This is a genomic window from Roseicella aerolata (assembly GCF_020523605.1).
GTDB lineage: Bacteria > Pseudomonadota > Alphaproteobacteria > Acetobacterales > Acetobacteraceae > Paracraurococcus > Paracraurococcus aerolatus.
On record NZ_JAJAQI010000006.1, the window covers coordinates 109,787 to 135,453 of the forward strand.

Genomic DNA, 25,667 nt, shown 5'->3' on the forward strand with positions numbered 1-25,667 from the left:
CTAGACTCCGCTGCATGGAGAGCACCGAGTCCGCCCGCCGTGGCCTGGAGCCGGAGGCGCATGTGCTCGTCGTCGAGGATGACGGCGAGATGCGCCACCTCATCGCCCGGCTGCTGCAGGAGAACGGCTTCCGCGTCACCGGCGCGCGCGACGGGCGGGAGATGTGGGAGACGCTGGACCACGCGCCGGTCGATCTGGTGCTGCTGGACGTCATGCTGCCCGGCCGGTCCGGCATGGATCTCTGCAGGGAGATCCGCGCCCGGCGCGGGCCGGCGCTGCCCGTCATCATGCTGACCGCGCGGGCGGAGGAGACCGACCGCGTGCTGGGCCTCGAGCTCGGCGCCGATGACTACATCCCGAAGCCCTTCGGCCGGCGGGAGCTGGTGGCCCGCATCCGCGCCGCGCTGCGCCGGGCGCAGGCGCCCCGCCCCGGCGAGGGCGCCGCCCCGGCGCATCGCCGCCTGCTGGGCTTCGCCGGATGGACGCTGGATACCGGGCGGCGGGAGCTGACCTCCCCCACCGGCGCGGTGGTCGATCTCTCGGGCGGCGAGTACGACCTGCTGCTCGCCTTCGTCGAGCATCCGCAGCGCGTCCTCTCCCGCGACCAGCTGCTGGAGCTGGCGCGCAACCGCCTGGCGGACCCGTTCGACCGCAGCGTGGACGTGCAGGTCAGCCGGCTGCGCCGCAAGGTCGAGCCGGACGAGGCCAGCCCGACCATCATCAAGACCGTGCGCGGCGCCGGCTACCTCTTCGTCCCGAAGGTCGAGCCGCGGTGAGGCTCGCCGCCCGGCTCTGGCCGCGGACCCTGGCCGGGCGGACCATCCTCGTGCTGCTGGTCGGCCTCTCGGTCTTCCATCTCGGCTCGGTCTGGCTGCATGAGCGCGCGGTGCACGGCGCGGCGCTGGAGGCGCGGGAGCGCCAGGTGGCGGAGCGGCTGGCGGCGGCCAAGCGGGCGGTCGCGGCGCTGCCGCCGCAGGAGCGGGACGCGACGGCGCATGCGCTCTCCTCCGCCGGGCTCGACGTGCACTGGAGCCCGCGGGCGGCGGTGCGGGAGGGCGCGCCGGACGTGCCGGATGCGACGCTCGGCGCGTTGCGGGAGAGGCTGCTGCGCCTGGTGCCGGAACTCGGCGCGCTCCGCCTCGGCTATGCCGATGAGGGCGCGCATGTGGGCGGCCACCTGATCGTCGGTGCCATGCGCCTGCCCGACGGAAGCTGGCTGAACTTCGCCGCGCCGGTCTTCCGGCCCGCACCGGCGGAGGCCGCGCATGCCTCGCTCGCCTCGCTCAGCGCCATGGCGCTCGGCATCGTGCTCGCCTCCATCCTGGTGGTGCGCTGGCTGACCCGGCCGCTGCGGCGGCTGGCGGAGGCGGCGGACCGCTTCGGCCGCGGCGGCGCGCCGGTGCCGGTGCCGGAGGAGGGGCCGAGCGAGGTGCATGACGCGGCGCGCGCCTTCAACGCCATGCAGGCGCGCATCCACCGGCTGGTGGAGGACCGCACCCAGGCGCTGGCCGCCGTCAGCCACGACCTGCGCACGCCGATCACCCGGCTCAGGCTGCGCGTCGGCTTCCTGGAGGATGCCGAGGCGCAGGCGCGGATGGATGCCGATCTCGACGAGATGGAGGCGATGGTCGCGGCGACGCTCGCCTATCTCCGCGGCGAGGAGGGGGGCGAGCCGCGCAAGCGCGCCGACCTCGCGGCCATGCTGCGCACGCTGGTGGATGACGCGGCCGATGCCGGCCGCGCGGCCAGCTATGACGGCCCGGCCCATGCCGAGCTGGAATGCCGCCCCCTCGCGCTGAAGCGCGCCTTCGCCAACCTGGTCGAGAATGCGCTCGGCCATGGCGGCGCGGCGCGCGTCGCGCTGCGGGAGCAGGTGGGCGCGCTGACCGTCACCGTCTCGGATGACGGGCCGGGCATCCCCGAGGCGGAGCTGGAGCGGGTGTTCGAGCCCTTCCGGCGGCTCGATGACTCGCGCAGCCGGGCGACGGGTGGCGTCGGGCTCGGCCTTGCCATCGCGCGCCGGGCGATCGAGGCGGAGGGCGGCGGCGTGATCCTGCGCAACCGGCCGGGCGGCGGGCTGGATGCGGTGGTCACCCTGCCGCGCGGCGGGGGCTGACCGCTACGGGGGGGCGGCGGCGCGTGCTGGCCCTGCAAGGCACGCCGCGGCCGCTGCTCGATGGGCCGGCCGTGCTTTCCGGGCAGGGCACCGCATGCCGCGGCCCGCTTCGCGCGGCGGCCGGGATCGGCCACGCCGGAGCGGGCTTACGCCGATCCTGCGGAGCGAGGCCGTTCGGCGATCATGGCCGCGCCCGCCGGGATGGGGCGGCGCGCCGCGCCCGACCGGACCGCGCGCTACTCCCGCGCCAGGCCGGAGGCGCGGAGGATCTCCGTCCATTTCGCCATATCCGCCGCGATCCGCGCCTGCATCGCCGCCGGGCCGCGCTCCGCCGGCGGCGGGGCGGTGCTCGCCAGCTCGCGCAACCGCTCCTGCAAGGCCGGGTCCCGCTGCGCCGCCTCCAGCGCCTCCGCCAGCCGCGCCACCACCGGGGCAGGCGTGCCGGCGGGCGCGGCGAAGGCGTTCCAGATCACCAGGTCGAAGCCGGGCAGCCCCGCCTCGGCGAAGGTCGGGACATCAGGCAGTTGCGGGAGGCGCTGCGGCGCGCTGACCGCGAGCGCGACCGCGGTGCCGCCGCGATGCGCCGGGATCATGGTGACGGTCTGGTCGATCACCGCATCCACCACGCCGGCCGCGAGGTCGTTCATCGCCGGCCCGGCACCGCGATAGGACACGAGCGTGCCCTTCAGCTTCGCCAGGTGCAGCAGGTAGCCGGGCGCGAGATGGCTGGTGGTGCCGAGGCCGGCGGTGCCGAAGGTCACCTTCTCGCCCTCCTGCCGCAGGCGCTCCAGCAGCGCGGCGAGGGTGCGGGTGCCGCCGCGCGGGCTGGCCGCCAGCACCATCGGCACATCGGCGGCGAGGGAGATGGGCGCGAGGTCCCGCCGCGGGTCGAAGCCGCCCTGCGGGTGCAGCACCGCGCCGACCGCCATGACGCCCATATTGCCGAAGGCGAGGGTATGGCCATCCGGCTCCGCCCGCGCCGCGCGCAGCATCCCGATCAGGCCGCCGCCGCCGCCGACATTCTCGACCACCACGTTGCGCCCGAGGCCGGGGGCCATCGCCTGGGCGAAGAAGCGCGCCAGCGCGTCCAGCGTGCCGCCGGGGGCGGAGGGGACGATGATGGTGATGTTGCGCTGCGGGAAATCCTGCGCGCGGGTGATCGCCGGCATGGCCGGCAGGGTGGCGAGGGCCAGCGCGGCGCGCCGGCCGATCTTCCTGGTCATGATGCTCCTCCCCCGGACGCTTCGCGTCTTGTCGTTGAACGCGCGCCCCGCCTTGCATGCGGCGGGCCGGCATGATCATGGCCCCGGCCGGCACGCCGCCGAAAGGGGCTGCGGGAGGCTGCGGGGCTGGACCGGCGAAGGCGCGTGGTGACGCAGGCCCGGCCATGGCCTGCGCGCGCGTTGCGCCGGCCGGGTGGGGCCACCCGGCCGGGTCTTGCTCCGCAGCGGAGGACGTCCGGATCGGAAGGCCAATCCGCCGCGGGCCATGGCCCGCGGCGCAGGGTCCCGGCCGGGGGCGTTCACGCCCCTCCGCGATCCGCCCTACGGCGGACAGGCGCGCATATCCGAAGGCCTGCCCGCCGGTGCTCTTGTTTTCGGGCAGGGGTACGCGCCCGGCCGTTCACGGCCTTCCGCGGTCTTCTCTACCCGCCCGCCGCGCCGTGCAGCAGCGCCCAGACCCGCGGCGGCGTCAGCGGCATCTGCAGCGCCTCCGCCGCCGCCGTTCGCCCGCTCCGCGCCAGCGCATCCGCCACCGCGTTCACGATCGCCGGCGTCGCGCCGATGGTGCCGAGCTCGCCCACGCCCTTCACGCCGAGCGGGTTGGTCCGGCAGGGCACGGACTGGTCGAGCGCGGTGACGTAGCCGGCGATCAGGTCGGCCCGCGGCATGGCGTAGTCCATGAAGCTGGCCGAGAGCGGCTGGCCCGAGTCCGGGTCGTAGATCACCTGCTCGCACAGGGCCTGGCCGATGCCCTGCAGCGCCCCGCCGGCGATCTGGCCCTCCACGATCAGCGGGTTCACCACCCGCCCGGCGTCGTTGGCCGAGACATAGGAGGCGATCTCGACATCGCCGGTCTCGGGGTCGATCTCCACCTCGCAGATATGGCAGCCATTCGGCCAGGTGGGGCCGGAGACGCTGCTGGTGGAATCGATGAAGATCCGCCCTTCCGGCTGCTTCGCCGCCAGCTCGAACAGCCCGATGCCGCGGTCCGTGCCCGCCACCTGGATGCGGCCGTTGCGGTACTCCAGGTCCACCGCCGCCACCTCCAGCGCATCGGCCGCCAGGTCCTTCGCGGTGTCCACCGTCTTGTCGGCGGCGACCTTCACGGCGGAGCCGGCGGTGAAGAGCGAGCGCGAGCCGGCGCTGCCGAAGCCGCTGCCGCGGTCGCTGTCGCCGAACACCACATTGACCCTCTCGATCGGCACGCCGAAGACATCGACCGCAAGCTGGGCGTAGGAGGTGGCGATGCCCTGGCCCATGGCCTGGGTGGTCGCGTAGATCTCGATCTCGCCATCCCCCTTCACGGCGACGGTCACGCGCTCCTCGAAAACATTGCCGCCGGTCCATTCGAGGAAGGTAGCGATCCCCCGCCCGCGGATCTTTCCGCGTGCCTTCGATGCCTCCGCGCGCGCCGCGAAGCCCTGCCAGTCCGCCAGCCTCAGCCCCTGGTCCATCACCTGCTCGAAGCTGCCGCTGTCATAGGTCTGGCCCATGGCATTGGTGTAGGGCATCTGCGCGGGGCGGATCATGTTGCGCCGGCGCAGCTCGGCGGGGTCGAGTCCCATCCGGCGCGCCGCCGTGTCCAGCAGCCGCTCGATCAGGTAGATCGCCTCCGGCCGGCCGGCGCCGCGATAGGGACCGGTGGGCGCGGTGTTGGTCAGCATCGCGGTGAAGGCGAAGTCCACCGTGGTGATGTCGTAGATGCTGGTGGAGACCCAGGGGCCGATCAGCAATTGGATGGCGATGCCCGGGTTGCGCGGATAGGCGCCCATATCCGCCAGCGTGCGCACGCGGAAGCCGAGCACCTTGCCGCCGGCATCCAGCGCCAGCTCTGCCCGGCTCTCGGTGTCGCGGCCATGCAGGGCCGAGAGGAAGTCATCCAGCCGCGTCGCCGCCCATTTCACCGGTCGCCCGAGCTGCTTCGCGGCGAAGGCGACCACCGCATCCTCGGGGTAGAGGCCGGTCTTCATGCCGAAGCCGCCGCCGACATCGCCGACCAGCACCCGCACCTTCTCGGCCGGGATGCCCAGCACCTCCTTGGCGATGGCGTCGCGCGCGCCCGAGGGCATCTGGCTGCTCATCCGCACGGTGATGCGGTCATCCACCCTGTCATGCTCGGCCAGCACCACGCGCGGCTCCATCGAGACGGGCGCGAGGCGCTGGTTGACGAGGTCGAGCGAGACGACATGCGCCGCCGCCCTGAAGGCGGCCTCGGTGGCGGCGGCATCGCCGTAGCGCGTCTCCGCCACGACATTGCCGCCCGCCTGCGGCCAGACCAGCGGGGCACCGGCCGCGGCGGCCGCTTGCAGCCCGATCACGGCGGGCAGCTCCTCATACTCCACCAGCACCGCCTCGGCGCCGTCGCGCGCCGCGGCCGGGCTTTCGGCGATCACCGCCGCGACGGCCTCACCGACGAAGCGCACATGCCCCTGCGCCAGGATCGGCCGCGGCGGCGCCGCCAGCGCCGAGCCGTCCGGCCGCTTGAAGGGCAGGGTGACATCCATCGGCTTCACGCCGGCCCTGGCCAGGTCCTCCCCGGTGATCACCGCCAGCACGCCGGGCAGCGCCAGCGCCGGCGCCGTGTCGATCGAGGCAATCCGCGCATGCGCATGCGGGGCGCGGAGGAAGTGGAGATGCGTCAGGCCAGCCGGGGCGAAATCGTCGGTGAAGCGGCCGGCACCGGCGAGCAGCGCCCGGTCCTCGATGCGCCGCACCGCCTGGCCGCTGCCGAAGCGGCCGACACTGGACTCCATGCTGTCTGGCAAGGTCGAATCCTCCCGGGGATCGGTCGATGGTCTTGGCTGGTCGGCGTGCCGCCTTCGGACCCCTCCGGCGAAGCGCGCCGGGCCACGCCTGGCGCTGCCGATGGGCGGCCGCGGCGTGGCCGTGCTGGGCCGAGCCTAGGCGGGCCAGGCCGGCGGCGGCAAGCCGGCGCGGGGGAGGGGGCTTCATCCCGGCCGCATCCGCAGCCATGCTGCGCGCCCTGCGACGCAACGGACTCCCCGCATGACCGACAGCATCATCGAACAGGCCGCCGATCTCCTCGTCGCCATCCGCCGCGGTGCCCCGAAGCTGGCCGGTCTCGGCGCCGCCGCGCCGCGGACCGAGGCCGAGGCCTGGGCGGTGCAGCGGGAGGTGCTGCGGCGCCTCGGCGCCACAGCGGGCGGCTGGAAATGCGCCGCCCCGCCCGGCAAGCCCGCCTCCGGCGCCATGCTGGACGCCGCCGGGCTGCGCCCCGCCCCGGCGCGCTGGCCGGTGCCGCCCGGGCAGAAGATCGGCATCGAGACCGAGATCGCCTTCCGCCTCGGCCGCGGCCTGCCGAAGCGCGCCACGCCCTACGCGCGGGAGGAGGTGCTGGACGCCGTCGCGGCCGCCTTCCCGGCGATGGAGATGGTGGAGAGCCGCTACCTCGACCCCGCCGCGGTCTCGCCGCTGGAGGCGATGGCCGACAGCATCGCTCATGCCGGGCTGGTGCTGGGCGCGGATGTGCCGGGCTGGCGTGGCATGGACCTCGCCGGCCTCACCGTGCGGCAGACCTGCGGCGGGGCGGTGCAGGTGGAGAAGGTGGGCGGCAACCCCTCGGGCGATCCGGTCACGCCGCTGGTCTGGCTGGCCAACCACCTGCCGACGCTCGGCCTCCAGTTGGAAGCGGGGCAGGTGGTCACCACCGGCAGCTGCACCGGCCTGCTCTGGGTGGATGGCGGGCAGCGCGTGACCGGCGGCTTCGCCGGCTTCGGCGAGGTGGTGGTCGATCTTGACTGAGCACGGCAGGGACAGGGGCGCCCGGCCGGCGCCCCGGAGCCTTGTTCCCGCCCGCCCGGCCGGTGCCGGCGGGGTGCCTTGCCGGAGGCCGGCATCGCCTCGCCCGGAGAATGCCGGCCCGACCGTCGGAGGGGCCGATGTCCCGGGGCCTTGACCCGGCCCGCGCGGCCAATGGCGGCCCCACGGCCGGCGACACATCGCCCCACGCAACCGGAGCGGCCCCGCCTGCCGCCGCCGCGGTGCCGCCGCGCCGGCGCGTGCTCCTGGCGCTGGCCGCCGTGGTGGCGCTGAACCTGCCGCTCGGCACCGTCTATGCCTTCAGCGTCTTCATCCGGCCGCTGGAGGCGGTGCTCGCCGTCAGCCGGGCCGAGCTCTCCTTCGTCTTCGGCCTGGCGCTCGTCGCTTTCACCCTGGGGATGAACCTCGCGCCGCTGTTCGCCCGCATGGCCTCGGCCCCGGTGCTGATCGCGGGCAGCACGGCGGTCACCGTGCTCGGCATGGCGCTGGCCGCGACCGCGCCGGGCATCGTGCAGCTCACCCTGGGCTACGGCCTGCTGTTCGGGCTCGGCGGCGGCGTCGCCTATGTCGTGCTGCTGCAGGGCGTGAACCTGATGCTGGGCAGCGCAAGGCGCGGGCTGGCCAATGGCTTCATCGTCAGCCTCTACCCGGCCGGCGCCATGATCGGCGCGCCGCTCTTCGGCTGGGCGCTGGCGCAATGGGGGCTGCGGCCGACGCTGGGCGGGCTCGCCGGCACGCTCGCGGCGGCGGGCCTGGTCTCCGCCCTCCTGGCGGCGGCGGCCGGCATGCGCATGGCGCCGCCCGCGGGCAGCCCGGCAGGGCCGCCGCCGGAGCGGCAAGCCTCGATCTTCTGGCGGCTCTGGCTGATCTTCTTCCTGGCCGCCGCGGCCGGGCTCACCGTGCTCGGCCAGGCGGCGGGCATGGTGGAGGCCTATGGTGGCACCACGGCGCTGGCCCTCTCGGCCACCACCGCCATCACCGGCTTCGTCGCGGCGGCGCGGATCGGCGGCGGCTGGCTGGCGGACCGCTTCCCGGCGCCGCTCGTCCTGGCCGGGGCGCATGTGCTGGCCCTCGCCGGGGATGCGCTGCTGCTGCTGTTCCCCGGGCCGCTGGTGGCGGTGGCGACGCTCGGGATGATCGGTATGGGCTACGGGCTGGTCAGCGGCAGCACCGCGGCGGCGATCGGGATCTACTGGGGCGCCACCCAATATGGCCGGATCGCCGGGCGGCTCTATGCCGCCTGGTGCGTGGCGGCGATCACCCTGCCGGTCGTCGCCGGCCGGCTGTTCGACCTGACCGGCGGCTACACGGCGACGGTGATGATCGCGCTGGCCGGCAACCTGCTGGGCGTCGCCATCGCCGCCAGCCTGCCGCGGCGGCCCGTGGTGGTGGCCGTGGCCTGAGCGGCGGAGGCGCCGCGGGGTGGTCCGCCGGGTATCCCCCGACCCGGCGCCCGCTGCCCGGCCGGGGCCTGTGCCGCCAGGGCGGCTGCCGTCGTGCCGCGGACCGTCACCCGCCGGCCGGGAACTCGCCGGCCACTTCCAGGAGGTCGCGCGTCCGGATCACCCGGTTCTCCCAGACGCGGTCGAATTCGGCGACGAGGTCCTTCAGCGCGGGCGAGGCGAGCACCGCCTCCGCCCGCGCCGCATCGGCGAATTCGTAGAAGGCGATGTGCACGGAGGGGTCGGTGCGGCTCCAGCAGCGCCAGGCGCGCTTCGTCTCGAAGGCGCGGGCGGCGTCGGGCAGGTGCTCCGCCTCGTACCAGCGGTCGAAGCGCGGCCGGTCGGCCGCTTCCGCCACCACCGCACGCACCATGAGATAGGCTTTTGCCATGTCCGTTCTCCCTCCCTCGGGTCCGTCCGGCCGCGGCGGCCGCCGGACCCGCCTGCGATCCGATCTGGGCGCGGTGGGACGGCATTGCGAGGGCAGCGGCCCGGCCCCCCTGGCGGCCGGGTGGGCTGGTGGCCCGAAGCGTCCCCGGCCGGCGCCGCGGCAGGTGAAGCCGGCCCGCCCCCTCGACGTTCCGCCGCATGTGCCCCAGCTTCAGCCTCACGCCCTCAGGGAGGACCCCGCATGCAGCGCCGCAGCCTCTTCGCCCTTGCCGGCGCGGCCCTCGCCGCGTCTGCGGCCCGCGCCACCGCCCCCGTCCCGCCCGGCTACCGCGTCACCTGGTTCGATGCTGCGGCACCCGGCGGTGGCCGCGTCGGCGCCCGCGACATCACGGCGGCGGGCGACGGCAGCTTCTGGTTCTGCGGCCAGCGCAACGGCACGCTGAACCGGCTGGACCCGCGCGACGGCAGCATCCGCGTGGTCCCGCTCGGCCAGGGCGCGGCGCCGCATGGCGTCATCCGCGGGCCGGACGGCGCGGCCTGGGTGACGGAGGGCGGCCAGAACGCCATCGCCCGCGTCGATCCCGCCGACCACAAGGTCCGGCTCTGGCCGCTGCCGGAGCGCTTCGCCAATGCCAACCTCAATACCGGCGTCTTCGATGCGCGCGGCACCTACTGGTTAACCGGCCAGAACGGCATCTATGGCCGCTTCGATCCCGGGGCCGAGCGGATGGAGGTCTGGGAGGCGCCGCGCGGCCGCGGCCCCTATGGCATCACCCGCACGCCGCAGGGCACGCTCTGGTATGTCTCGCTCGCCGGCAACCACCTGGCGCAGATCGAGGACCCGGAGACCGGCCGCGTCCGGATCGTGGAGCCGCCAACGCCGAACCAGGGCGCCCGCCGCGTCTGGTCCGACAGCGCCGGCCGGCTCTGGATCAGCGAGTGGAACAGCGGCAATGTCTCCCTGCACGATCCGCGCGACGGGTCCTGGAAGGTCTGGAAACTGCCGGGGCAGCGGCCGCGCGCCTATTCCGTCTGGGTCGATCCCTCCGACAAGGTCTGGCTGACCGATTTCGCGGCCAATGCGATCCTGCGGTTCGACCCGCAGACGGAGGAGTTCCTCGGCTTCCCCTCGGACCGTCCGGGCGCGAATGTCCGGCAGATGGATGGCGTCGCCGGCGAGGCCTGGGGCGGCGAGAGCGGCACGGACCGCATCATCCGCATCCAGTACGGGCTGTGATGCCGGGGCGCGCGCATCCTCCCCGCCGGGCCGCATGAGGTCCGCCGCCCTCGCCTGGCTGCTGGCCGCGCTGCTGCCCGGTCTCGCCATGGCGGCCGAGGGGCGGCAGGTGTTCGAGCGGCGTTGCGCCTCCTGCCACGCAGCGGCGGCCGGGGGGCCGGCCGGGGCGGGGCCGAACCTCGCCGGCCTGATCGGCCGGCGCGTCGCCGGCGACCCGGAATTCGACTACTCGCCCGCGCTGCTCGCGGCAGGCGAGGCCGGGCAGGCCTGGGATGCCGCCCTGCTCGATCGCTTCCTGGCCGACCCGGAGGAGATGTTCCCCGGCCTCTGGATGGGCGCGAACGGGCTGCCGGGCGCGGCGGACCGCGCCGCGGTGGTGGCCTTCCTGGCGGCGATGCGTCCGCATTCCGATTGACGCCCCGCGCGCCGGCCCGGCAGGCTGCCGGCAAGGAAGCCCGGCCGCATCCCAGGACGGCCGGCCCGGGGAGGACAAGCCATGCACCGCAGAGGCCTGCTGGGCGCCCTCGCGCTCTCGGCGCCCGCCATCCGCGCCGCCGCCGCACAAGGGGCCGATCGCTGGCCGAACCGCGAGATCCAGCTCGTCACCGGCTTCGGCCCGGGCGGCGGCACCGATCTCGTCGCGCGCGCGGTCGCGGCGCATATGGAGAAGTCGCTCGGCGTCCCGGTCGTCGTGCGCAACACGCCGGGCGCGGGCGGCACGCTCGGCCCGACGCGCATCGCCCAGTCCAGGCCGGATGGCTACACCTTCGGCCTGGTGGGCTTCTCTGCGCTGGTGGTGGCGCCGCTGACCATGGACGTGCCCTACAAGCCTTGGGAGAGCTTCGACTTCCTCGGCATCACCTCGGAACTGCGGATCGGCATGCCGGTCGGCCCTTCCCTGCCGCAGGTCCGCACGCTCGCCGATTTGATTGCCGAGGGGCGGAGGCGCCCGCTCACCGTCGCCAGCACCAATCCCGGCTCCGCCGTCAGCTTCTTCGACCTGGCGCGGATGACCGGCATGCAACTGACCTATGTGCAGATCAGCAGCATCACCGAGGCGGCGAGCCAGGTCGCGGGCGGGCATATCGACAGCTACACCGGCACCTCGGAGATGATCGGGCTGGTGAAGGGCGACAAGCTGCGCATGCTGGCCAGCGCCAGCATCGACCGCTGGCCGGAATTCCCCGAGGTGCCGACGCTGATCGAGCAGGGCTACGAGTCGGCGACGCGCCAGCTCATCATCTGGGCGGGGCCGGCCGGCCTGCCGCCCGCCATCCGGGACCGGCTGGAAGGGGCGCTGATGGCCGCGGCGCGCGACCCGGAGGTTCTGGCGCGGCAGCAGGCGGCGAGCATCGCGCCGCGGCCGGTGGGCCGGGTTGAGGCGATGAAGCTGATGCAGGAGGTGCGGCCGGGCGTCGAGGCGGCGCTGGATGCCTCCGGCATGGTGCGCAAGCGCGGCTGAACCCGCGCTACGCCCCGGGCCGGGCGGGCGCGGCCAGCGCCAGCAGCAGGGCGCGGCCCGGCCGCGCCGGCCTGTCCGGCACCGCGGCCGCGATCATGGCCGCCTGCTCCTGCGCCAGCACGCGCGGCAGGCCCGGCCGCAACACCACGAGATAGGCCACCAGCTCGGCCAACGCCGCCTCCGCATCGCAGCCGCTGGCGAGCAGGCGGCGATAGCGCCGCGCTGCGCCGCGAAGATGCGGGGCGAACTCCGGCGACGGCCCGCCAGGGGGCGGTAAGGGGGCATCGGGCATGCCTCTGACTAGAACATAAGATGAACAAACTGGCCAGCAGAACTCATGCCGGGGAGGGCACGCCGTGCGCCGGCCGTCATTGCGCGACAATGAATCGTGGAAAATAGGATTTCACGAAAATGCCGCTTGACGCAATACGAACCATGATCGCTAAATAACCTCGCCGCCGACGCATTCCGCGTTGGCGCCGCGGGATTTGATGGATGCAGCTTGCACCGCGATACCAAGCGCTAAAGCGCCACCGCCGTGATCACGGGCCCTGCATGGCCCGCCATCCCGGCGCGCGCTGTCGGCGCTGACCCACCGGGCGCCCGGCGCCCGCACCCCCAGCCCTTCAGACCCGGGCCGCGGAGCATTCCCCTGCCTCGTGGCCGGCAGGATTCCCCATGCACACCTCCCGCCCCATCGAGGTGGAGGGACGCTTCCTCGGCGTCGCCGTCACCCAGGCCACCGATCACCTTGATTCGGTCTGGCGCTTCATCGCCACCGACCCCGCCGCCCGCGATCTGGACGGCATCACCTTCCCGAGCCCGGCCGAGGCCCGGCGTGCCGCCGGCCAGGTCGTGCAGCGCGACCGCCGCCCTGCCGGCCCGCAAGGACCGGCGGAGTGGCGATGATCAGCCTCGCCCTCCGCACCCTGTTCGTCCTCGCCGTGCTGCTTGCCGTGCTGGCCGTCACCGGCCTCGCCCAGCCGCCGCACCTGCCCACCCTCATCACGGATCTCTCCCGATGATCTCCCGCCGCCTGCTGCTCGGCGCCGGCCTCGCCGCGCCCTTCGTCACCCGTGCCCATGCCCAGGGCTTCCCCGAGCGGCCGATCCGCTACCTCGTCCCCTTCACCCCCGGCGCGACCAACGACAATGTCGCCCGCACCATGGCGCGCGCCCTGCTGCCGAGGCTCGGCCAGCCTGTTATCGTCGAGAACAAGGCCGGCGCCGGCGGCGCCATCGGCGCCCGCTTTGTCGCGGAGGCGAAGCCGGACGGCCATGTGCTGCTCAACGCCTCGGCCGCCAACCTCACCATCGCGCCGCACCTGAACCCGGTGGGCTACGACCCGCTGCGGAGCTTCGCCCCCGTCGCCCTGGCCGGCGAGGCCTTCGCCCTGGTCGCGGTCAACAACGACCTGCCGGTGCGCAGCCTGCCGGAGCTGATCGCCCATGGCCGGAAACATCCCGGCGCGCTGAACTACGCCTCCCCCGGCATCGGCTCCGTCGCCCAGCTCCGCGCCGCGCTGCTGGCCGATGAGGGCGGCATCGAGGCGGTGCACGTGCCCTTCCCCGGCAGCGCCCCGGCCGCGACCAGCGTCATCGCCGGCGACTGCCACATCCTGATCGACCCGATCGCCGCCCCGCATGTGGAGGCCGGGCGGCTGCGCGCGCTCGCCGTGGTCGGCGCCACGCGCTGGGATGCCTTCCCGGATGTGCCGGCCCTCGGCGAGTTCGGGATCGGCCAGGAATGGCCGGGCAGTGGCTGGTTCGGCATGGTCGCGCCCGCCGGCACGCCGGCGCCGGTGGTGGCGCGGCTGAATCAGGCCTTCAACGAGAGCCTGGCCGAGCCGGAGGTGGAGGCGGCGCTCCGCCGCTTCGGCCTGCGGCCGGAGGCGGTGGCGCCGGAAGAATTGGCGCGGCGCCTGCTGGCCGACCATGCTGCCGCCGGGGAGGCGCTGCGGCGCCTCCGCATCGCCTGACGGCGGCGGATCGATGGCCGAAGCGCCACGCGGCGCGGCGGCCTGAACCGATCCGCCCGGAATGCAGTTCGGCAGGCCAAGGAAGGAGGCGTCGCATGGCCCACCCCCTCGAGTTCATCGGCATGATCTCCCACCGGCGGCAGTCGGAGATCCATCCGCCCAGCGGGCCGGTGGTGGACCCGGACTACATCCGCCGCTTCGCCCGGGCGCATGAGGAAGCGGGCTTCGACCGCATCCTCATCGCCTGGGGCAGCACCGGCCCGGATGCGCTGCTGGTGGCGAGCCAGGCGGCGGCGGCCACCAGCCGCATCGGCTTCATGGTGGCGCACCGGCCGGGCTTCATCGCGCCGACGCTGGCGGCGCGGCAATTCGCCACCTTCGACCACCTTTCGGGCGGGCGCGCCGCCATCCATGTCATCAGCGGCGGCAACCCGGCGGAGCAGAAGCGCGACGGCGACTTCCTGCCGCATGACGAGCGCTACCAGCGCAGCGAGGAGTACATCGCGCTGCTGAAGCGCCTCTGGACCGAGCCGAAGCCCTTCGATCACGCAGGGACGTATTACCGCTTCGAGCAGGGCTTCGCCGAGGTGAAGCCGCTGCAGCAGCCGCATATCCCGGTCTTCTTCGGCGGCTCCTCCGACATCGCGATCGAGATCGCCGGCCGCCACGCCGACACCTACGCCTTCTGGGGCGAGACGCTGGAACAGGCGCGCGACACCATCGCCCGCATCCGCGCCAGCGTGGCGAGGGCCGGGCGCGACCCCGCCGCCATCCGCTTCAGCCTCTCCTTCCGCCCCGTGCTGGCGGCGACCGAGGAGGCCGCCTGGGCCCGCGCCGACCGCATCCTGGCCCGCATCAAGGAGTTGCGCTCGGCCGGCTCCGGCGGGCCGAAGCCCGAGAGCGTGGGGTCGCAGCGGCTGCTGGAGGCGGCCGCGGGCGGCCGGGTGCGCGACAAGCGGCTCTGGACCGAGGTGGCGGCGGCGGTCGGCGCCGGCTCCAACACCACCGCGCTGGTCGGCACGGCCGAGCAGGTGGCGGACAGCCTCGCCGATTACCATGCGCTCGGCGTCACCACCTTCCTGATCCGCGGTTTCGACCCGCTGGAGGATGTGGCGGAGTATGGCCGCAGCCTGCTGCCGGCGGTGCGGGCGGCCATCGCCGCGCGCGGCGCCGCCCCAGTGGCGGCGTGATGCGCCTCTCGCGCCGGGCGGCGCTGCTCGCGCCCGCCGGCCTGCTGGCCGCGCCGGCGCGCGCCCAGGATTTCCCCGAGCGTACGGTGCGCGTCATCGTCCCCTTCACCCCGGCCGGCCAGACCGACCTGATCAGCCGCCTGGTCGCCCAGCGGCTGCAGCAGGATTGGGGCAGGCCGGTGCTGGTGGAGAACCGGCCGGGCGGCAATGCGCAGATCGGCGCCGATGCCGTGGCGAAGGCGGCACCCGATGGGCACACGCTGCTCTCGATCACGCTCACCCATGCTGTCAATGCCTCGCTCTTCCCGCAGGCGCCCTACGACTTCCTGCGGGACCTGCAGACGCTGACCCTGCTCGGCTCCCTGCCGCTGGTCGTCGTGGTGCGAACCGGGGCACCCTGGCGCGACCTCGGGGCGCTTGCCGCCGCGGCACGGGGCGGGGCGCGGCTGGCTGTCGGCTCCTCCGGCACCGGCTCGCCGCCGCATCTCGGGCTGGAGCTGTTCCGCCGCGCGACCGGGGCGCGGGAGACCCTGACGCATGTGCCCTATCGCGGCGGCGCGCCCTCCGTCACCGATCTGGTCGCCGGCAATCTCGACCTGCTGGTCTCCAACCTCCCGGAATGCATCGCCCAGGTGCAGGCCGGCCGGCTGCGGGCGCTGGCGGTGACGGATGGCGCGCGGCACCGCCTGTTGCCGGAGGTGCCGACCACGGCGGAGGCGGGGCTGCCGGCGCTCAGGATCACGAGCTGGACGGCGATCCAGGCGCCGGCCGGCCTGCCGGAGCCCCTGGCGCAGCGGATCGCCGCCGCCATCCGGCGTGCCCTGGCCGATCCCGCGCTGCGGGAGAAGGCGTCGGAACTGGGCTTCGACCTCATCGGCGCGGATATGGCGGAGTCGCGCCGCTTCGTCGCCGCCGAGGTGCAGCGCTACGCCCAGCTGGTGGCGGAGGCGAATATCCGGGCGGAGTAGCGCAGGGCGCGGAACGCCCGGCAGGCATCGCAGCGGCGGCGTCGAGATCGACGGCCCGGGGATGCGTAGTGCCAGCGGCGTGACTCGAACCTTCATCCCGAACGGCGCCGCCACGGATACGCGGGGGGCGGCGTAGCACGCTTCGCGGAGCAGACTGCCCGGCGATCGAGGGGGCCATATTGATCGGGCACCATCGACGGCTGGTGGTTCATGCGCATCCCGGCAGGAGCGCCGCAACTGCGGCGGGCCGTAGCCGCCGACCCGATGCGGGCCGTCGGCCGCATGGCATGGATCACCGGGCAAGGCTGGTGATGGGAGGGACGGCCGCATGGGACACAAGACGCTGGCCGCTGCGCGCCAGGTCCCAGGGTGGAGGCGCGGCGGGCGTTCAGGTCGCAGCCGCCACCCGCGCCAGCGGCAGCTCCGCCTCCAGCACCAGCCCGCTCGCCGGCCAGTCGCGCCGGATCCGGCCGCCGAGCTGGTTCGTCAGCGTCGCCTCCAGCACCCGCGTGCCGAAACCCTCGCGCTCCGGCGCGCCGGATGGCGGCGGGCCGCCCCGCTCCACCCAGCGCAGCCGCAGCAGGCCGGCCGCGCGGTCCACCGCCCAGGACAGGGCGACCATCCCGTCCGGCACGGACAGGGCACCATATTTCGCCGCATTGGTCGCCAGCTCGTGCAGCGCCATGGAGACCGGCTGCACCGCGCCCTCCGCCAGGCTCAGCGCCGGGCCGTCATAGGAGACCCTGGGGCCGTGCTCCTCCCCCGCCAGCACGGTGGCGACCTCGCCCTCGGCCAGCGCGCGCAGGTCGGCGCCGCGCCCGCCGGCCTCGGCCAGCAGGAACTGCGCCCGCGCCAGTGCCGCGACGCGCCCCTCCACCAGCCGGATGAACTCCGCCGTGTCGGTCGCGCGGGTCATGCGTACCGCCGCGCCCACCAGCTGCAGCGCGTTCTTGGCCCGGTGTGCCACCTCCTGCGCCACCAGCGCGCGCCGTTCCTCCGCCGCGCGGCGGTCGGTGATATCGACATTCACCCCGATCAGCCGGTTCCCGGCGCCGCCGCGCCCCATCAGGCGCCGCCCACGTCCGAGCATCCAGCGCAGCTCCGGCGGCCCGTCCGGCCGCGGCCGCAGGATACGGAATTCGGCCTCATAGGCGCCGCGCCGGAGTGCCTCGCGTGTCGCCGCCTTGACCGTGGCGCGATCCTCGGGATGCACCAGCCCGAGGAAGCGGCCGACGCTGATCGTCGGTTCCCGCTCCGGGTCCAGGCCGAACAGCGCGTATTGCTCGGGCGACCAGCGGCTCAGCCCGGTCTCCGGGTTCCATTCCCAGATGCCGATGCCGGCCGCCTCCTGCGCCAGGCGCAGCCGCGCCTCGCTCTCGGCCAGGTCCTGTGTGCGGGCGGCGACGCGCTGCTCCAGCGTCGCATTGGCCTCCGCCAGCGCCCGCTGCCGTCGCCAGACCGCGCCCGCCATGCCGAGCAGCAGCATCCAGGCCGGCAGGCCAACCGCCAGCGCCCCCGTCGCGTGCTCCCACCAGCGGCGCCGGATGGCGGATTCCGGCCGCGCCGCCACGGCATAGACCGGCCAGCCCTCGACCCGCTGATAGACCGCCAGGCGGTGGACGCCGTCGAGGGTGGAGCGGGTGGTGGAGACGGTGCGCTCCCCGCCCTGCGCCATGAAGGCGAGCAGCGGGGAGTCGGCGGCGATGCGCAGCGGCGGGCCGCCCGGCCCGAAGCCGGCGGAGCGGGCCAGCACCTCCCCATCCGTCCGCACGAGGGAGAGCACGTCCTCCGGCCCCGGCAGCAGCCGGTGCAGCGCCGCGCTGGCGTTGTCGGTATAGACCGAGACCTCGACGATGCCGTCATAGCCCCCCGGCACCGGCGGGTTGCCCGACTCCCGCCGCCGGCGGCTGACGGCGAAGAAGGGGCGCCCGTCGATGCGGCCGATATGAACGCGGCTCACATGCGGCTCCGGCACCGCCGGGTCGCGCAGCGCCTGGTTGAAGTCCCGGTCGGAGAAGTCGAGGTCGCGCGGCACCGGGAAGAGCGTGGCGCCGACCAGCAGCCGCGCCTCCCGGTCGAAGGCGGAGAGGGTCAGCGGCCCGCTGCCATCCGCTTCCCGCCCCGCGATGCGGATGAAGGCCCGGTGCAGCCGTGCCTCATCGGCGCGGATCTCGGCATCGGAGAGGCCGGCGATCAGATCGTTCGCACGCTGGATCCGGAGGTCGTGGCCATCCAGGACACGCCGCAGATACTCGGCGGCACCCTCGGCGCCGTGCAGCATCTCCTGCTCGGCATCCCGCCAGGTCTGCTGCCAGCCATGCCAGGCGGCGCCGGCCATCAGCAGCGGCGGCAGGGCGAGAATGCCCGCAAGCAGGGCCATCAGGCTGCGGCCAGCGCGATGCGGCGGCGGGTCGCCGCGGACCTGCGGGGCCGCAGGCTCCACCGGCCGCAGCACGGTCATCCTCGGTTCCCCCGATCCAGCCCGCCGAATTGGGCGGGGTGGCGCAATAATCCGTCAAGCAAAGAGAAGAGGGGCGACATCACGGAGGCGTGTGTCTGATCCGGCCTTGCTTTGGGGTGAAAAACGGCGGCTATTTTCTTTCCAAAGTTGATGGTCCTGACCAAAATCGGGCCGATCGGGGTGCTGCGGGCGGGGACCATCCCCGCACAGGGCAGATCGCGGGAGGGCGTGAACGACCGGGCGCGTGATCCTGCCCGAAGAACAAAGAACGGCAGCGGATCGGCCCCCGGTCCTGAACGCCATCCGCTGCGGCCGGGCGCGGCCGCCTGCCGTGCCGCGGCGCGATCAACAGGCCGTGGCGGGGCTGTCCGCCGCCACCGCCCCGGCCTTCGGCATCGGCAGGGCGGCCAGGGCGGCGGCCATCTGCCCGCCGCTGACCGGCTTGCGCAGCAGGGCGAAATCGCGCTCCGCCGCCTCGTCCTCGACATCGCCGGCAAAGCCGGTCAGCAGCACGGCAGGCAGGCCGCGGCGGTGGAGGCGGGCGTGGTCGATCAGCGCCAGTCCGCTCATCCCCGGCATGGAAAGGTCGGTCACCAGCACGTCGATGGGTGCCGGGCCGCGCAGCAGCGGGATTGCCGCTTCCCCGCTCTCGACCGCGGTGACCCGGCAGCCGAGATCACGCAACTCGGCGGCCACCGTCTCCCGCACCGGCCGCTCGTCATCCACCAGCAGGACCGCGAGGCCGCAGAGGAGGCCGGGGGGCGGGGCCGGCGCGGCGGCGGCGCAATCCTCCGGCCCGGCCTGCGGCAGCCAGAGCGTCACGGTGGTGCCCCGGCCGGGCGCGCTCTCGACCAGCATGCCGCCGCCCGATTGCTCGGCGAAGCCGCGCGCCATGGCGAGGCCGAGGCCGGTTCCCTGGCCGACCTCCTTGGTGGTGAAGAAGGGCTCGGCGATGCGCGACAGCACCTCCGGCGTCATGCCCATGCCGGTGTCGCGGACCGCGAGCCGCAGATAGGCGCCGGGCGCGAGCGCGACGGGGTGGGGGCCGGTCACCTGCTCGGCCGTGGCCGAGAGGGTGAGGGTGCCACCCTCCGGCATGGCGTCGCGCGCATTCGTGGCGAGGTTGACCAGCACGGTCTCCAGCTGGGCCTTGTCGGCCAGCAGGGGCGGCAGGGGCGCGGTGGCCTCGATGCGGATCGTCAGCGGCCGGCCGAGGGTATGCGCCAGCATGTCGTGCAGCCCCTCCAGCAGCGCCGGCGCGTCCACCGGCTCGGCCTGCAATGCGCCGCGGCGGGCGAAGGCGAGGAGGCGGTTGGTGACGGCGGCGCCGCGGGCCGTGGCCTCCGTGACCAGCCGGGAGAGGCGGCGGATCGCCTCCGGATCCTCGGCGCGGCGCTGCATCAGGCCGGTCGCGGCGCCGACCGCCTGCAGCACGTTGTTGAAGTCATGCGCGATGCCGCCGGCGAGCTGGCCGAGCGCCTGCAGCCGCTCGGCATGGGCGGCGCGGATCTGGGCCGCCTCCCGGGCCGCGACCTCGGCCTCCACCCGCGCCTGCAGGTCCTGGTTCACCGCCTGCAGCCGGGCCTCGCTGGCCGCCAGCCGCTGCCGCACCGCCTCCCCCTCGGCAAGGGCCGCGCGCAGCTCCTCCTCCCGCCGGCCCAGCTCCGTAAGGCGCTGCGCCAGCTCCCCCGTCAGGGCGGCGTTGCGGCGCTGCTCGGCCCGCACCCGGGCGAGCGAGCGGTTCATGACATGGATGACGATGCAGTCGACCAGCAGGATCACCGCGAAGAAGACCAGGGCGATCACATCGGCCGTGGTCTTCAGCGCGAAGGAGCCGGCCGGCGGCATGAAGGAATGCCAGGCGGCCAGGATGCTGAGCGCCGAGACCAGCAGGCCCGGCCCCAGGCCGCCGAGGAAGGCGGTGAGGAGGACGGCGGGGAAGAAGGTGAGGAAGGGGAAGCCGGTCGGCGGCAGCACGCCGACCAGGGCGAAACGGGCCGCCAGCGCCAGGGCGAAGGCCAGCAGGCCGGTCGCATAGCCGCGCCAGTGCGGTCCCTGCGTGTCGCGTGCCAGGCCGGCTCCGGTTTCGGGGGGGGAGGTTTGCATCAGCCTGTCGCAGGGAGGTGGAAACCAGGAAGCGAAATCGCCCCCGCTCTGGTTTCCTACCGGCTTCGGCGGGCGTTGGGGAGGCCGGTTGGACCCTCGGCGCTTCATGCCAATATCAGGGCCATGGCCCATCTTTCCATCCTCGATCTCTCCCCCGTGCCGGAAGGCAGCGATGCCGGCGAGGCGCTGCGCAACTCGGCCGACCTCGCCCGCCATGCCGAGGCGCTGGGCTACAACCGCTTCTGGATGGCCGAGCACCACAACATGCCGGGCATCGCCAGCGCCGCGACGGCGGTGGCGCTGGCGCATGTGGCGGCAGGAACGCAGCGCATCCGGATCGGTGCCGGCGGGATCATGCTGCCGAACCATGCGCCACTGATCATCGCGGAACAGTTCGGCACGCTCGCCGCGCTGCATCCGGGGCGGGTGGATCTCGGCCTCGGCCGCGCGCCGGGGACGGACCAGGTGGCGGCGCATGCGATGCGGCGGAACCTGGCGGGGGATGTCGATGACTTCCCGCGCGATGTCATGGAATTGATGCGCTACTTCGAGCCGGCGCAGCCCGGGCAGCGCCTGCGCGCGGTGCCGGGGGAGGGGCTCGACATCCCGGTCTGGATCCTCGGCTCCTCCACCTATGGCGCGCAGCTCGCGGCCATGCTGGGGCTGCCCTATGCCTTCGCCTCCCATTTCGCGCCGGCCATGATGATGGAGGCCATCGCCGCCTATCGCGCGGAATTCCGCCCCTCGGCGCGGTTGGCGAAGCCGCATGTCATGCTCGGCATCCCGGTCTGCGCGGCGGAGACGGAAGCGGAGGCGCGCTTCCTCTTCTCCTCCCAGCAGCAGGCCATGCTGAACATCCGCCGCGGCCTGCCGGGCAAGCTGCCGCGGCCGGTGGAGGGGTTCGAGGCGCAGCTCGACCCGCGCGCGCGGATGGTGCTGGAGCATACGCTCGGCTGCGCCGTGGTCGGCGGGCCGGAAGCGGTGCGGCGGGGCATCGCCGACTTCATCGCGCGCACCGGGGCGGATGAGCTGATGGTGACGGCGCAGATCCACGACCACGCCGCGCGCAAGCGGTCCTACGAGATCCTGGCCGGGGTGCATGGGGAGATGGCGAAGGCGGCGTAGGGCGGATCGGCCATCAGGGTTGCACGCCGATCCGCTGTTGAGCAGGCGGCGGCACCGTGGTGCGCCCGGCCAGGGCGGGTCCCGCCACAGCGTCTCGACCCGGCCATCCGGGCCAGGGGCTGCCCACCCGCCCGGGCGGGCTCCGGGCCGGGAGTCTCATACCGACCGGCATAAATGCTGACGCATTTATGCGGCCTCAGTCGCCGGCGCCGCTTCGCGGCTTGGCTACGCGCCACTTGGCGCGGCGCCCGTTAGGGCGCTCAGCCGCCTTCGACCGACCGGCGTCAATTCTGGCTTGCAGCCGCCATCGGCGGCCGAGGCCACGTGAATGTGTCAGCATGTATGCGGGACGGTGTCGTGCAACGGCCCGGATGCATGACCGCATCCGGGCAGGAGCGCCGCAGTTGCGGCAGGCGGCAGAAGCCGCCTCAGCACGGGCTGGCGCCCAGGCTGCAGGCCACTGATCATGGCCGGTGGCATGACGCGGGCCGCACGCCCTCAATCCGGTGCGACATGCACCCCGCGCAGGCCGGCCTGCCCGATGGCACGCGCGATGCTGCCGTCCCGCTTCATCTCCGCGACGAATTGCCGGAGGTAGTCGAGCCCCTCCGCGCCGCGTCCCTTCGGGAGGGCGATGGCCATCTGCACGACGTTGAACCGCCCCTCCAGGATGCGCGCGCCGGCCGGCAGCCGGGCCATGACGCCATGCAGGAAATGCGCGTTCTCGCCATAGGCATCCGCGCGGCCGGAGAGCAGCGCCTCGCGTGCCGGCTCGGCGCCGCCGGGCAGCCGCACGATCTCGGCATTGCGGATGCTGCGGGAGAGGAAGAGGTCCGGCCCGCTGCCGCGCGGCACGGCGATGCGCACGCCGGGCTGGTCCATATCGGCGAGGCTGGCAAGCCGCGAGCCTGGCGGGACCAGAAAGACATTGTCCACTTCCATGAAAGTGGGGCTGAAATCCAGGAATTGGCCGCGTGCCGGGTCGCGCGCGGCGAAACCCGCATCCCAGGGGATCTCGCCCGCCAGGCTCTCGGCATACTGGGCCGGGGTCGCATAGGGCACCGGTTCCAGCGGCACGCCCAGGCGCCCGGCCAGGGCGCGCGCCAACTCCACCGAGACGCCCACGGGCGCGCCCGTGGCGGAATCCCGCTGCACCAGGACGGGGTTGGAGAGGATCAGCGCGGCCCGCAGCCGGCCGGTCGGCGCCAGGGCGGCCCGGGCGGCCTCGGGCACCGGCTGGGCGCGGGCCATGCCGCGGGGGATGGCGGCCGCGGCGAGGAGCGGGGCGGCCCCCCGCAGGACCCAGCGGCGCGTGCACGGCAAACGCGGCATGGCGGCCTCCTGCCCGGATGCGGGCCCGCCGCGGCAGCCTGCGGCCCCGCCGCCGCAACGGTCAACGCCGCCCTGGCAGGCTGATCCGGTCAGGCGGCGGACATGGCGCGGGAGAGGGCCTACCGGTCGACATGGGTCCCGACCTGCGGCCGCATACATGCCTCAGCAATTAAGCGGCGCAGGATGATGCGCCGGCGGGCGGGACCCGGCGGTCATCCGGTGGAGGGACGCCGCTCCGGACCAGCGACCCATCCCCTGGGGCAGGCCGCCGCGCCGGTGGGTAGGGGGCGCTACGCCCCGAGCAGCCGCCGCAGCTTGCGCACCGCGCTGTCCGGCGTGGTGAAGACCGGCCGGCCGGTCGCTGCCGCCACCAGCGGGGCGGCGCGCGCCAGGCTGAACTGCGCCAGCGCGATCACGTCGCACTCCTTGAGGCGCAGGGCCGCATGCGCCGCCAGCCGGTCATGCTCCGCCGCATCGCCGCGGTCGAGCGCGGCGAGCGAGCCTTCGGCATGGCAGGGCAGGATCTCCACATCGCCGGGGAATTCCGGCGGCATGCTCTCCAGCGTCGGGGCGAAGGTGGCCAGCAGCCCGAGGCGCGGCCGGCGCCCGCCCGCCGCCTCGCGCGCCGCCGCGACCGCCTCCTCGATCATTGCCTCGTTCGGCTTGAGGACGGGCATCGGCGCGCGCTCGGCCGCCACCGCCTCGATGCAGGGGCCGAAGGCGGAGCAGGTGAAGAGGATGCCGTTGGCGCCCGTGCCGGCGGCATAGCGCGAGAGGGTGAGGAACCGCTCCGTCATGGCCGGCGTCAGCGACCCGTCCCGCGCCAGATCGGCCGAGAGGCTGTCATCCAGCAGGTTCATCAGCCGCGCCTCCGGCCAGAGCCGGGCGAAGGCGGCCTCGATCGGCGGCGGGGAGTGGCGAAGGGCGTGGATCAGCGCGATGCGCATGGCTGGAACTCCGGTCCGGCTGGCCGTTGCGGGCCGCCGCTCACTTCGCCGCCGTGGTGCAGCGCTTGAGGGTGGAGGGGAATTCGGTGCAGCCGGGAAAGGCGATCTCGTCCGGGCCCTTGCGCTCCACCCGCAGGATGTTGGGATTGCCGCCGCAGCCGAAGCCGGCATCGGGCGGCATGCGGTTGCCGAGCGGCCCGACCACCGGCGCCATGGGCGTGAAGCGGAATTCCAGCCCGTCCGGCTGCAGCGCCACCGTCTCGATCGTGCGCTGGCGATAGGCGGTGTCGAGCACCGAGACGCGCATGACGACGTCGCGGGTGAAGATGACGGTCGGGCTGCCGAAGCAGGCGGGGGTCCCGGTATCCCCGGCGGGGTAGAGGCCACCGGTCCAGACCCCGAAGGTCCATTCATGCGGCGGGCCCTGGCGCTGCTGCGCCCCGGCATCCACGGCCCCGGCAAGCGGCAGCCCCAGGGCAGCCAAGGGGGCGAGCAACAGGGCCCAACGCCGCATCCGATATCCTCCGTCCAGGTAAGGGGGCTGTTCTAGCCCTGAACCGGCCAGGGCCCAAACCGGCGCGAACCACCGGGCGTCCGGGACACCCCCTCAGGCCGGCACGGCCACCGGCTTCGGCGGCCCGTCCTTCACCGGCATGTGCACGATGGCGGCGAAGGCGGCGGCCAGGATGGAGATCACCCACATCAGGTCGTAGCTGCCGGTCCGGTCGAAGACCAGGCCACCCAGCCAGGCGCCGGTGAAGCCGCCGATCTGGTGGGCGAGGAAGACCAGCCCGAAGATCGTCGCCAGCCAGCGCATGCCGAAATTCCGGGCGCAGAGCGCCACCGTCGGCGGCACGGTGGAGAGCCAGAGCAACCCCATGACGGCGGAGAAGATGAGCACGCTGGCCGTGGTCTTCTCGGCGAACAGGAACACCGTCATCACCACGCCGCGGGAGGCATAGATCCCCACCAGCAGCTCCCGCCGCTTCCAGCGGGTGGAGAGTTCCCCCGCGAGCAGCGAGCCGGCCACGTTGAACAGCCCGATCAGGCTGATGGCGCCGGCGCCCACCGCGGCCGGCAGGTGGCAGGAGGCGACGAAGCCCGGTAGGTGGATCGCCAGGAACGACACATGCATGCCGCAGACGAAGAAGCCGCAGCAGAGATACCAGAAGGTCGGGGTCCGGAGCGCGAGGCGGAAGGCCTCCATCGCCGTCTGCTCGGCGACTGCGTCGGGGGCGGCAGGGGCCGGCCGGTCGTTGAGCGGCAGGGCCAGCGGGATCATCAGCAGGGAGGCGAGGGCGACGCCCACCAGCGCCATCTGCCAGCCGAAGCCGGTGATGCCGAGCTGGACCAGCGGCACCACCAGGAACTGCCCGAAGGAGGAGCCGGCGGTGCCGAGCCCGACCGCCCGGCCGCGCTGCGCCTCCGGCAGCAGCCGGGTCAGGCTGGCCATGATCACCGGCATGCCGGCGGCCGAGACGGCGAAGCCCATGACCAGGCCGGCGAAAAAGGTGAAGAGCGGCAGGCCCTCGGACAGCGCCATGCCAAGCACGCCGATGAGCTGGAGCAGCGCCCCGCCCATGATGACCCGCCGGCCGCCGATCCGGTCCGCGATCTGGCCCATGATCGGCTGCGAGATGCCGTTCATCAGCACCTGCAGCGCGATCGCGAAGGCGAAGCCGGAGGCGGACCAGGCATGCGCCGCGGTCATCGGCGCGAGGAAGAGGCCGAAGCTCTGCCGGAGGCCCATGGCCAGGGCGGCGCAGACCACCGCGCAGCCCATGAGCACCCCGACCGTCACCGCGGGACCCCGCGACACCTCGCCTGACATCGCGTGCTCCTGCTGCTGCGATGCGGCATGATCCCATCGCGGTACGTCCCGCCACAACCCGCCCCGGACGCATGGCGGC

23 protein-coding genes are annotated in these 25,667 nt (G+C 74.0%); 13 read left to right on the forward strand and 10 right to left on the reverse strand.

All coding sequences use genetic code 11. The annotated features are described in order from the left end of the window. Positions 1–14 precede the first annotated feature (14 nt). Both LHA35_RS05885 and LHA35_RS05890 read left to right on the forward strand, forming a co-directional pair. Positions 15–776: a response regulator gene (locus LHA35_RS05885; protein ID WP_274707755.1), complete on the forward strand. Its 762-nt coding sequence runs from the start codon at positions 15–17 to the stop codon at positions 774–776. Further along, positions 773–2,116, forward strand: coding sequence for an ATP-binding protein (locus LHA35_RS05890; protein WP_226605728.1), 1,344 nt, complete (start codon positions 773–775; stop codon positions 2,114–2,116). The genes LHA35_RS05885 and LHA35_RS05890 overlap by 4 nt, the downstream gene beginning before the upstream one ends. 236 nt (positions 2,117–2,352) lie before the next feature. Here the strand turns inward: LHA35_RS05890 and LHA35_RS05895 are convergent, their stop codons facing one another. Together LHA35_RS05895 and LHA35_RS05900 are read right to left on the reverse strand one after the other, a co-directional pair. Further along, positions 2,353–3,339, reverse strand: a complete 987-nt coding sequence (locus LHA35_RS05895) for a Bug family tripartite tricarboxylate transporter substrate binding protein (RefSeq protein WP_226605732.1) — start codon at positions 3,337–3,339, stop codon at positions 2,353–2,355. 422 nt (positions 3,340–3,761) lie between these two features. Further along, complete coding sequence (locus tag LHA35_RS05900; RefSeq protein WP_226605734.1) at positions 3,762–6,092, reverse strand: xanthine dehydrogenase family protein molybdopterin-binding subunit; 2,331 nt, start codon at positions 6,090–6,092, stop codon at positions 3,762–3,764. Between the two features lie 253 nt (positions 6,093–6,345). Here LHA35_RS05900 and LHA35_RS05905 point away from each other — a divergent pair, with 253 nt between their 5' ends. Continuing rightward, the gene (locus tag LHA35_RS05905) at positions 6,346–7,101 is read left to right on the forward strand and encodes a 2-keto-4-pentenoate hydratase (protein WP_226605736.1); all 756 of its coding nucleotides are present in this window, start codon (positions 6,346–6,348) and stop codon (positions 7,099–7,101) included. A gap of 137 nt (positions 7,102–7,238) precedes the next feature. Then, positions 7,239–8,522, forward strand: a complete 1,284-nt coding sequence (locus tag LHA35_RS05910; RefSeq protein WP_226605737.1) for an MFS transporter — start codon at positions 7,239–7,241, stop codon at positions 8,520–8,522. 106 nt (positions 8,523–8,628) lie between these two features. On the opposite strand, the gene LHA35_RS05915 is transcribed toward LHA35_RS05910, so the two are convergent. Next, complete coding sequence (locus tag LHA35_RS05915) at positions 8,629–8,952, reverse strand: hypothetical protein (RefSeq protein ID WP_226605740.1); 324 nt, start codon at positions 8,950–8,952, stop codon at positions 8,629–8,631. A 240-nt stretch (positions 8,953–9,192) separates the two neighbouring features. Here LHA35_RS05915 and LHA35_RS05920 point away from each other — a divergent pair, with 240 nt between their 5' ends. The 3 genes from LHA35_RS05920 to LHA35_RS05930 all read left to right on the forward strand — a co-directional run bounded on the left by LHA35_RS05920 (position 9,193) and on the right by LHA35_RS05930 (position 11,650). Further along, on the forward strand, positions 9,193–10,188 hold the full coding sequence (locus LHA35_RS05920; RefSeq protein WP_226605743.1) for a Vgb family protein: 996 nt from the start codon (positions 9,193–9,195) through the stop codon (positions 10,186–10,188). A 34-nt stretch (positions 10,189–10,222) separates the two neighbouring features. Then, on the forward strand, positions 10,223–10,603 hold the full coding sequence (locus LHA35_RS05925; RefSeq protein ID WP_226605745.1) for a c-type cytochrome: 381 nt from the start codon (positions 10,223–10,225) through the stop codon (positions 10,601–10,603). Positions 10,604–10,684: 81 nt separating this feature from the next. Next, the gene (locus LHA35_RS05930; RefSeq protein ID WP_226605748.1) at positions 10,685–11,650 is read left to right on the forward strand and encodes a tripartite tricarboxylate transporter substrate binding protein; all 966 of its coding nucleotides are present in this window, start codon (positions 10,685–10,687) and stop codon (positions 11,648–11,650) included. A gap of 7 nt (positions 11,651–11,657) precedes the next feature. Here LHA35_RS05930 and LHA35_RS05935 read toward each other — a convergent pair whose 3' ends face one another. Beyond that, entirely contained in the window at positions 11,658–11,942 is a 285-nt protein-coding gene (locus LHA35_RS05935; protein ID WP_226605751.1) for a hypothetical protein, read from the reverse strand. A gap of 386 nt (positions 11,943–12,328) precedes the next feature. Between LHA35_RS05935 and LHA35_RS05940 the strand changes: the two genes are divergently transcribed. From LHA35_RS05940 to LHA35_RS05955, 5 genes are all read left to right on the forward strand, one after another. Further along, complete coding sequence (locus LHA35_RS05940; RefSeq protein WP_226605753.1) at positions 12,329–12,559, forward strand: hypothetical protein; 231 nt, start codon at positions 12,329–12,331, stop codon at positions 12,557–12,559. Next, positions 12,550–12,675, forward strand: coding sequence for a hypothetical protein (locus LHA35_RS28590; RefSeq protein WP_264185389.1), 126 nt, complete (start codon positions 12,550–12,552; stop codon positions 12,673–12,675). Before LHA35_RS05940 ends, LHA35_RS28590 begins: the two co-directional genes overlap by 10 nt. Further along, on the forward strand, positions 12,672–13,628 hold the full coding sequence (locus tag LHA35_RS05945) for a Bug family tripartite tricarboxylate transporter substrate binding protein (RefSeq protein ID WP_226605756.1): 957 nt from the start codon (positions 12,672–12,674) through the stop codon (positions 13,626–13,628). The genes LHA35_RS28590 and LHA35_RS05945 overlap by 4 nt, the downstream gene beginning before the upstream one ends. Positions 13,629–13,723: 95 nt before the next feature. Continuing rightward, the gene (locus tag LHA35_RS05950) at positions 13,724–14,818 is read left to right on the forward strand and encodes an LLM class flavin-dependent oxidoreductase (RefSeq protein ID WP_226605758.1); all 1,095 of its coding nucleotides are present in this window, start codon (positions 13,724–13,726) and stop codon (positions 14,816–14,818) included. Beyond that, complete coding sequence (locus tag LHA35_RS05955) at positions 14,818–15,786, forward strand: tripartite tricarboxylate transporter substrate-binding protein (protein WP_226605760.1); 969 nt, start codon at positions 14,818–14,820, stop codon at positions 15,784–15,786. Before LHA35_RS05950 ends, LHA35_RS05955 begins: the two co-directional genes overlap by 1 nt. A gap of 388 nt (positions 15,787–16,174) precedes the next feature. Here the strand turns inward: LHA35_RS05955 and LHA35_RS05960 are convergent, their stop codons facing one another. After that, positions 16,175–18,247 (reverse strand): HWE histidine kinase domain-containing protein, encoded by a 2,073-nt coding sequence (locus tag LHA35_RS05960; protein ID WP_226605762.1) that lies wholly within the window; start codon positions 18,245–18,247, stop codon positions 16,175–16,177. 345 nt (positions 18,248–18,592) lie between these two features. Further along, a complete protein-coding gene (locus tag LHA35_RS05965) occupies positions 18,593–20,353 on the reverse strand; it encodes an ATP-binding protein (protein ID WP_226605764.1) in 1,761 nt (586 codons plus the stop codon). 123 nt (positions 20,354–20,476) lie between these two features. Here LHA35_RS05965 and LHA35_RS05970 point away from each other — a divergent pair, with 123 nt between their 5' ends. Next, the gene (locus tag LHA35_RS05970) at positions 20,477–21,478 is read left to right on the forward strand and encodes an LLM class flavin-dependent oxidoreductase (protein WP_226605766.1); all 1,002 of its coding nucleotides are present in this window, start codon (positions 20,477–20,479) and stop codon (positions 21,476–21,478) included. Between the two features lie 498 nt (positions 21,479–21,976). On the opposite strand, the gene LHA35_RS05975 is transcribed toward LHA35_RS05970, so the two are convergent. From LHA35_RS05975 to LHA35_RS05990, 4 genes are all read right to left on the reverse strand, one after another. Next, positions 21,977–22,810 (reverse strand): transporter substrate-binding domain-containing protein, encoded by an 834-nt coding sequence (locus LHA35_RS05975; RefSeq protein ID WP_226605767.1) that lies wholly within the window; start codon positions 22,808–22,810, stop codon positions 21,977–21,979. 290 nt (positions 22,811–23,100) lie between these two features. Beyond that, entirely contained in the window at positions 23,101–23,757 is a 657-nt protein-coding gene (locus LHA35_RS05980) for an arylsulfatase (protein ID WP_226605770.1), read from the reverse strand. A gap of 40 nt (positions 23,758–23,797) precedes the next feature. Then, positions 23,798–24,271, reverse strand: a complete 474-nt coding sequence (locus LHA35_RS05985; protein ID WP_226605774.1) for a hypothetical protein — start codon at positions 24,269–24,271, stop codon at positions 23,798–23,800. Between the two features lie 93 nt (positions 24,272–24,364). Further along, positions 24,365–25,588, reverse strand: coding sequence for an MFS transporter (locus LHA35_RS05990; RefSeq protein ID WP_226605777.1), 1,224 nt, complete (start codon positions 25,586–25,588; stop codon positions 24,365–24,367). Positions 25,589–25,667 lie beyond the last annotated feature (79 nt).

What these genes read in the sequence shown, in the direction of transcription:
- LHA35_RS05955 (WP_226605760.1), top strand. Translation starts at nt 14,818, where the DNA reads ATGCGCCTCTCGCGCCGGGCGGCGCTGCTCGCGCCCGCCGGCCTGCTG.
- LHA35_RS05965 (WP_226605764.1), bottom strand. Translation starts at nt 20,353, where the DNA reads ATGCAAACCTCCCCCCCCGAAACCGGAGCCGGCCTGGCACGCGACACG.
- LHA35_RS05900 (WP_226605734.1), bottom strand. Translation starts at nt 6,092, where the DNA reads ATGGAGTCCAGTGTCGGCCGCTTCGGCAGCGGCCAGGCGGTGCGGCGC.
- LHA35_RS05915 (WP_226605740.1), bottom strand. Translation starts at nt 8,952, where the DNA reads ATGGCAAAAGCCTATCTCATGGTGCGTGCGGTGGTGGCGGAAGCGGCC.
- LHA35_RS05935 (WP_226605751.1), bottom strand. Translation starts at nt 11,942, where the DNA reads ATGCCCGATGCCCCCTTACCGCCCCCTGGCGGGCCGTCGCCGGAGTTC.
- LHA35_RS05975 (WP_226605767.1), bottom strand. Translation starts at nt 22,810, where the DNA reads ATGCCGCGTTTGCCGTGCACGCGCCGCTGGGTCCTGCGGGGGGCCGCC.
- LHA35_RS05980 (WP_226605770.1), bottom strand. Translation starts at nt 23,757, where the DNA reads ATGCGCATCGCGCTGATCCACGCCCTTCGCCACTCCCCGCCGCCGATC.
- LHA35_RS05895 (WP_226605732.1), bottom strand. Translation starts at nt 3,339, where the DNA reads ATGACCAGGAAGATCGGCCGGCGCGCCGCGCTGGCCCTCGCCACCCTG.
- LHA35_RS05950 (WP_226605758.1), top strand. Translation starts at nt 13,724, where the DNA reads ATGGCCCACCCCCTCGAGTTCATCGGCATGATCTCCCACCGGCGGCAG.
- LHA35_RS05910 (WP_226605737.1), top strand. Translation starts at nt 7,239, where the DNA reads ATGTCCCGGGGCCTTGACCCGGCCCGCGCGGCCAATGGCGGCCCCACG.
- LHA35_RS05960 (WP_226605762.1), bottom strand. Translation starts at nt 18,247, where the DNA reads ATGACCGTGCTGCGGCCGGTGGAGCCTGCGGCCCCGCAGGTCCGCGGC.
- LHA35_RS05885 (WP_274707755.1), top strand. Translation starts at nt 15, where the DNA reads ATGGAGAGCACCGAGTCCGCCCGCCGTGGCCTGGAGCCGGAGGCGCAT.
- LHA35_RS05930 (WP_226605748.1), top strand. Translation starts at nt 10,685, where the DNA reads ATGCACCGCAGAGGCCTGCTGGGCGCCCTCGCGCTCTCGGCGCCCGCC.
- LHA35_RS05925 (WP_226605745.1), top strand. Translation starts at nt 10,223, where the DNA reads ATGAGGTCCGCCGCCCTCGCCTGGCTGCTGGCCGCGCTGCTGCCCGGT.
- LHA35_RS05985 (WP_226605774.1), bottom strand. Translation starts at nt 24,271, where the DNA reads ATGCGGCGTTGGGCCCTGTTGCTCGCCCCCTTGGCTGCCCTGGGGCTG.
- LHA35_RS05945 (WP_226605756.1), top strand. Translation starts at nt 12,672, where the DNA reads ATGATCTCCCGCCGCCTGCTGCTCGGCGCCGGCCTCGCCGCGCCCTTC.
- LHA35_RS05970 (WP_226605766.1), top strand. Translation starts at nt 20,477, where the DNA reads ATGGCCCATCTTTCCATCCTCGATCTCTCCCCCGTGCCGGAAGGCAGC.
- LHA35_RS05940 (WP_226605753.1), top strand. Translation starts at nt 12,329, where the DNA reads ATGCACACCTCCCGCCCCATCGAGGTGGAGGGACGCTTCCTCGGCGTC.
- LHA35_RS05990 (WP_226605777.1), bottom strand. Translation starts at nt 25,588, where the DNA reads ATGTCAGGCGAGGTGTCGCGGGGTCCCGCGGTGACGGTCGGGGTGCTC.
- LHA35_RS05905 (WP_226605736.1), top strand. Translation starts at nt 6,346, where the DNA reads ATGACCGACAGCATCATCGAACAGGCCGCCGATCTCCTCGTCGCCATC.
- LHA35_RS05920 (WP_226605743.1), top strand. Translation starts at nt 9,193, where the DNA reads ATGCAGCGCCGCAGCCTCTTCGCCCTTGCCGGCGCGGCCCTCGCCGCG.